This is a genomic window from Brevibacterium rongguiense (assembly GCF_009857845.1).
Taxonomy (GTDB): Bacteria; Actinomycetota; Actinomycetes; order Actinomycetales; family Brevibacteriaceae; genus Brevibacterium; species Brevibacterium rongguiense.
The window spans coordinates 1-5,605 of record NZ_WWEQ01000097.1 but is presented as its reverse complement, the minus strand read 5'-3'; the positions used below and the strand labels follow the sequence as shown (position 1 = coordinate 5,605).

The window sequence follows — 5,605 nt, the reverse complement described above, 5'->3', positions numbered from 1 at the left end:
GCGCCGGCGCCGCGCACCCGGGGGTCGGGCCCGCCGCCCGGTAGCCCCGCATCCGCCGACCCGCAGGCCTGCCGGCCGCCGGCCCCGTGCGCAGACCCCTGAAGTGAACCCCGGCGCGCAGCCTCGCGGGCCCCTATGCCCAGTGCGCGTGCCCCGCCTGCCCGGCGCGCGTTTCGGATGGGAAGACGCGTGCGCCCCGCGCGCCTCGGCGGTGGTTGACTGAGCGGGCGGGGCGGGCGAATCCGCCGCCCGCGCAGACCCAGAACCCAGCTGAGGAGAGCACCGTGGCACAGATCGTCGGCCGGAGCCCGGAATGGTACGCCGCCTACAGCGGCCCCGACGTCAGCGCCGCCCACCTGCTGTGCGACCGCCACGACCCCGACACGACCGCCTTCACCTTCGTCGACGACGAGCTGGCCGTGACCGCCATGTCCTACGGCGAGCTGGCCGAGCGCTCCCGGCGGCTCGCCACGGACCTGGCGGCCCGCGGCGTCGTGGCCGGCCAGCGCGTGGGCGTGCTCATGACGAAGCGCCCCGAGCTCGTCGTGTCCCTCGTGGCGCTCGCCCGCCTGGGCGCCGTCTACGTGCCGCTGTTCACCGCGTTCGCGACCGCGGCGATCGACATGCGCATGCGCGCCTCCCAGGCGCGCCTCGTGCTCACCGAGCCCTCCCAGGAGGACAAGCTCGAGGGACTCGACTACCTCGACGTGCTCAGCGCGGGCCCCGAGTTCGACGCCGCGCAGACCCGGCCCGAGCCCTACCGCGACGATGCCGCGCTGGGCGGCGACGGACTGCTCCTCCAGCTCTTCACCTCGGGCACCACGGGCAAGCCCAAGGGCGTGCCCGTGCCCATCCGCGCGCTGGCGAGCTTCCAGGTCTACATGGAGGACAGCCTGGACGTCCGCCCCGACGACATCTTCTGGAACGCGGCGGACCCCGGCTGGGCCTACGGCCTGTACTACGGCGTCTGCGGCCCGCTCACCACCGGGCTGCCGAACATCCTGTACTCCGGGCGCTTCCGCCCCGCCTCCACCTACGAGGTCATGGAGGCATGCGGCGTGACGAACTTCGCCGGCGCCCCGACGATCTACCGGGAGCTGTCGAAGTCCGGTGTCGAGCCGCACGTGCGCCTGCGCTGCGCGTCCTCGGCCGGCGAGCCGCTGACCGCGGACGTCAGCGTGTGGGCGCAGCGGGCGCTCGGCACCGAGGTGCGCGACCACTACGGGCAGACCGAGCTCGGCATGGTCATCTGCAACCAGTGGGCGGAGCCGTTCAAGCGCCCCGTCAAGCCCGATTCCATGGGCCGCGAGATCGCCGGCTATCGCGCGGACATCGTGGACGGGGGCATCGCGATCGACGTCGAGGGCAGCCCGCTGCTGTGGTTCGAGGGCTACGTCGGCGCCCCGGACAAGACCGCCGAGCGCTTCTCCGCGGACGGGCGCTGGTACCTCACCGGCGACACCGGGCGCCGCGACGAGGACGGCGACTTCTACTTCACCGCCCGCGACGACGACATCATCCTCATGGCCGGCTACCGGATCGGGCCCTTCGACGTGGAGAGCGTCCTCATCACCCACCCGGACGTCGTGGATGTGGCGGTCGTCGGCCGTCCCGACCCGGAGGGGATCCGCGGGGAGATCGCGGAGGCCTTCGTCGTCCTGGCCCCCGGCCGCGAGGCCTCGGACGAGCTGACCGCCGAGCTCAAGGATCGGGTCCGCGAGGGCTATTCGCACCACGCCTATCCGCGCCGCGTCCACTACGTCGACACGCTGCCCAAGACGCCCAGCGGCAAGCTCCAGCGCTACCTGCTGCGCCAGGGCGAGGACTGAGCGCACCCGCCGGGCCGGCCGGCCTCGCCCCTCCCGCGCCCGAGGTGCGGGCCGGGCCGCCCGCTGTCGCACCTCGGTCGCGGGGCGGGGGAGGGGCGGGCCGTGGACTCAGCCCCGCTGGAATCCGATGGCCGCGGCGAGGCGCCGGGCGCCCTCGCCCATGCGGCCGGTGGGGGTGCGGGAGAACGACAGGCGCAGCTGGCTGTGCGCGCCGGGGTCGGCGAAGAACGGGGCGCCGGGCACGAACGCCACTCCGGCGTCGATCGCTACGGGCGCGAGGAGCTTCGTGTCGACCCCGGGCACATCGAGCCAGGTGAAGAACCCGCCAGCGGGCCGGGTCCACGTCGCCATGGAGCCCACGTGCTCGTCGAGCGCGGCCATGAGCGCCTGGGCGCGGGTGCCGTAGGCCCGCTGCAGGTGCGGCAGCGCCCGGGCGTAGTGGCCCTCGCGCATGAGGGACTCCAGCATGCACTGGCCCAGCGCCCCCGCGCACTGGTCCGTGTTCGTCTTCGCCTGCGCCATCGCGTCGATGACCTGCGCGGGCCCCGCCGCCCAGCCCAGGCGCGTGCCCGGGCTGAACGTCTTGGAGAACGTGCCCACCTGGACGGTGACGTCCGGGCCGAGCTCGTAGATCGAGGGCAGCGTGGAGCCGTCGAACGCGAGGTCGCGGTAGGCGACGTCCTCGAGCACGAGCAGCCCCTCCGCCCGGGCGGTGTCGACGATTTCGCGGCGGCGCTCGGCCGACAGGAGCAGCCCCGAGGGGTTCTGGAAGTCGGGGATGACGTAGGCGAACTTGGGCTCGATCCCGCGGGCGCGCGCATCCGCGGCGGCCTCGGCGAGGGAAGCGGGGATGAGCCCGTGCTCGTCGTTGCGCATGGAGACGCACACCCCCTCATGGGAGCGGAAGACGCTGAAGGCGCCCAGGTAGCTGGGCGCCTCGACGAGCACACCGTCACCGGGGTCGAGCATGGCCTTGGAGATGAGCGTCATCGCATCCACCCCGCCGGAGGTGACGATGAGCTCGTCGTCGGCGGGGGTGCGGGACTGGGTGCGGGCGAAGTCGGCGCGCAGCGCCTCGCGCAGGCCGGGCAGGCCGCGGTTCGAGGCGTACTGGAGGGCGACCTCCGGCCGCGTCTCGATCGCCTTGGCGGCGAGCTCGGCGAGCAGTCGCGTGTCGAACAGCTCCGGGTCGGGGAAGCCGCCGGAGAAGTCGACGAGGTCGCCGCCGGAGCCTGCGAGGGCGAGGACCGCGGAGAGCTCGCTGGGGCCGGCCTGGGCGCGCTCGGCCAGCCGGCCGAACCAATCGGGAGTGCTCATGGCGCCATGCTAGGGGGCAGGTGAGCCATCGCGGGGCCGCTTCCGCGTGGTGGTACGGCCGATGCGGCGCGGTGGTCTCAGGCGCCGTCGGCCCGCTGAGCCCTCAGGCCCCGGAGGCCGGGGCGAGGTAACCGCGGGCGAAGCGGTCGAGGCCCGCGAACGCCCGCTCGACGGCGGCCGGGGCGGAGAGGAAGACGTCGTGGACCGCGCCGGGGATCCGCTCGATTGTCACGAGCGGTCCCAGGCTCACGGCGCGCCGGGCGATCGCCTCGACGTCGAGGATGATGTCCGCGCTGCCCATCGCCGCGTCGTAGCGCAGCCGGCGCAGGCTGCGCGCCGAGGTCTGCACGAGGACCGGCGCGTCGATGTCCAGACCGCGCTCCACCTGCCGGTGGCCCGCGAAGACCGCGCGCAGCCAGGCCGCGTGGACGGGAAACGACTGCGGGGGCTTGAGCGCCAGATCGTAGGGCGGCGCGCCGTGGTTCTGGCTCGCCGCCAGCGTGTAGTAGTTCGGCATCCGCACCGGCAGCGGCCCACGGGCCGCTGTGCGGCCGGCCGCGGTGCTGCCGGACCAGGCGCGGCCCGCAGCCGGGCGGCGGGTGCCCAGCAGCGGGCCCAGCAGCTTGCGCGCGGCGCTCGTGTACTGGAACTCCAGCCACGGGGCGTTGAGCACGAGCGCCGCGGTGGCCCCCGGGTGGCGGTGGGCCCACAGCGCGGCGGTCAGCCCGCCCGTCGAGTGGCCGGAGAGCACGAGGCGCGGCCCGGGGCCGGCGGTGTCCGCGTCCCGGTGCTCGGAGCGGATGATCGCCAGGGCCGCCGCGATCTCCTCGTCGTAGTCGGCGAGGTTCGCGATGTAACCGGGGCGCTGCGAGCGATCGGTAGGGTCCAGATTGCGCCCGTAGTCGCGCAGGTCGAGCGCGTAGAAGGCGGCCCCGCGCGCGGTCCAGAAGTCCGCGAGGTGGGCGTGGTAGAAGTAGTCCGACCAGCCGTGCAGGTGCAGGACGGCGCAGCCGGCGGCCGGGGCCTGCGCACCCGCGGCCGGGGACGCAGGCGACCCGCCGGCGCCCGGCACCGCGCGCACGAGGGTCGCGCGCGCCCCGCCCGGCAGGGCGAGGCGGCGCTGCTCGAAGCCCGCGCCCAGGATATCCGGCTGCCAGCCTTCGGCGCCCGGCGGCGGGGTGTCTGCATGGGGCGTCATCGGGCCATTCAACCGCACCGGGTTGAGCGCGCGGTGGACGCCGGCGCGCGCCTCGGGAACAGCCGCGCAGACGCCGGCCCCGCCGGGCGCCTTCTGTGCGACCATGACTCCATGAGCCAGAATCTCCGCCTCCGCTCGGCACTGAGCGACACCCCCGCCTACGTGCCCGGCAAGCCCGCGGCGCCCGTCGCCGGGGTCACCGCGCACAAGCTGTCCTCGAACGAGAACCACCTGCCGCCCATGCCCGGGGTCATCGAGGCGATCGCCAAGGCCGCGGGCAATCCCGCCCTCTACCCGGATCCGGGCGCGCACCGCCTGACCACGGCGCTCGCCGCCCACCTGGGCGTGGAGCCGCACCAGCTGATCTTCGGCGCGGGGGCCTCGGAGACGCTCGCCGCGATCATCCACATCACGAGCGGGGAGGGCACGAACATCGTCTACCCGTGGCCCTCGTTCGAGATGTACCCCCAGCTCATCAGCCTGTCCGGCGCACAGAAGCGCCCCGTGGAGCTGACCGGAAGCGCGGAGCACGACTTCGCCGCGATGGCCGCGGCCATCGACGACCAGACGAGCCTCGTGCTGCTGTGCAGTCCGAACAACCCCACGGGGCCCGCCATCGCGCAGGATGCCTTCGACGACTTCATGTACCGCGTGCCCTCGGACGTCATCGTCGTCCTCGACCAGGCCTACCTCGAATTCGTCACCGCCGAGAGCGCAGTGGACGGCCTCGATGCGCTCGAGCGCTACCCGAACCTCGTGCTCATCCGCACGTTCTCCAAGGCCCACGGGTTGGCCGGGCTGCGGGTGGGCTTCGCCGTCGCCTCGCCCACGATCATCCACGAGATGCGCAAGGCGATCGCGCCATTCTCCGTCACGGACATGGCGCAGGCTGCCGCCGAGGAGTCCCTGGCCCGGGTGGCCGACGTCGAGGTCCGCGCCAAGGGGATCGCCGCCGCCCGCGACGAGCTCGCCGCCCGGCTGCGCGAGCTCGGCTTCGACATCCCCGACGCCCAGGGCAACTTCGTCTGGGTTCCCGCCGGCGCCCGCTCGGCCGACTTCGAGGCGGCCTGCCGCGAGGCCGGGCTCTCCGTGCGCAACCTGGGGTCCGGGGTTCGGGTGAGCATCGGCCCGGACGAGGCGATGGATCGCATCGTCGACGTCGCCCGCCGCTTCGGGGCACAGGAGTGAGCGCGGCCGCGCGCGCCGGCGCCGCGGATCGGCCGGGTGCGGACGGGACCGGGCACGCGGGCGAGCCCGCGGC

Annotated in this window: 4 protein-coding genes; 2 read left to right on the top strand and 2 right to left on the bottom strand. The window is 74.2% G+C overall.

The window, feature by feature from the left end; genetic code table 11:
* Window positions 1-284: 284 nt before the first annotated feature.
* Entirely contained in the window at window positions 285-1,829 is a 1,545-nt protein-coding gene (locus tag GSY69_RS13335) for an AMP-binding protein (protein ID WP_160954321.1), read from the top strand.
* A 108-nt stretch (window positions 1,830-1,937) separates the two neighbouring features.
* Here the strand turns inward: GSY69_RS13335 and GSY69_RS13330 are convergent, their stop codons facing one another.
* Window positions 1,938-3,146 carry an aminotransferase-like domain-containing protein gene (locus GSY69_RS13330; protein ID WP_160954320.1) on the bottom strand — a complete coding sequence of 403 codons (1,209 nt, stop codon included), beginning with the start codon at window positions 3,144-3,146 and terminating at the stop codon, window positions 1,938-1,940.
* A 103-nt stretch (window positions 3,147-3,249) separates the two neighbouring features.
* A complete protein-coding gene (locus tag GSY69_RS13325) occupies window positions 3,250-4,449 on the bottom strand; it encodes an alpha/beta hydrolase (RefSeq protein ID WP_235936560.1) in 1,200 nt (399 codons plus the stop codon).
* Between the two features lie 6 nt (window positions 4,450-4,455).
* Here GSY69_RS13325 and GSY69_RS13320 point away from each other — a divergent pair, with 6 nt between their 5' ends.
* Window positions 4,456-5,532 carry a histidinol-phosphate transaminase gene (locus tag GSY69_RS13320; RefSeq protein ID WP_160954319.1) on the top strand — a complete coding sequence of 359 codons (1,077 nt, stop codon included), beginning with the start codon at window positions 4,456-4,458 and terminating at the stop codon, window positions 5,530-5,532.
* Window positions 5,533-5,605 lie beyond the last annotated feature (73 nt).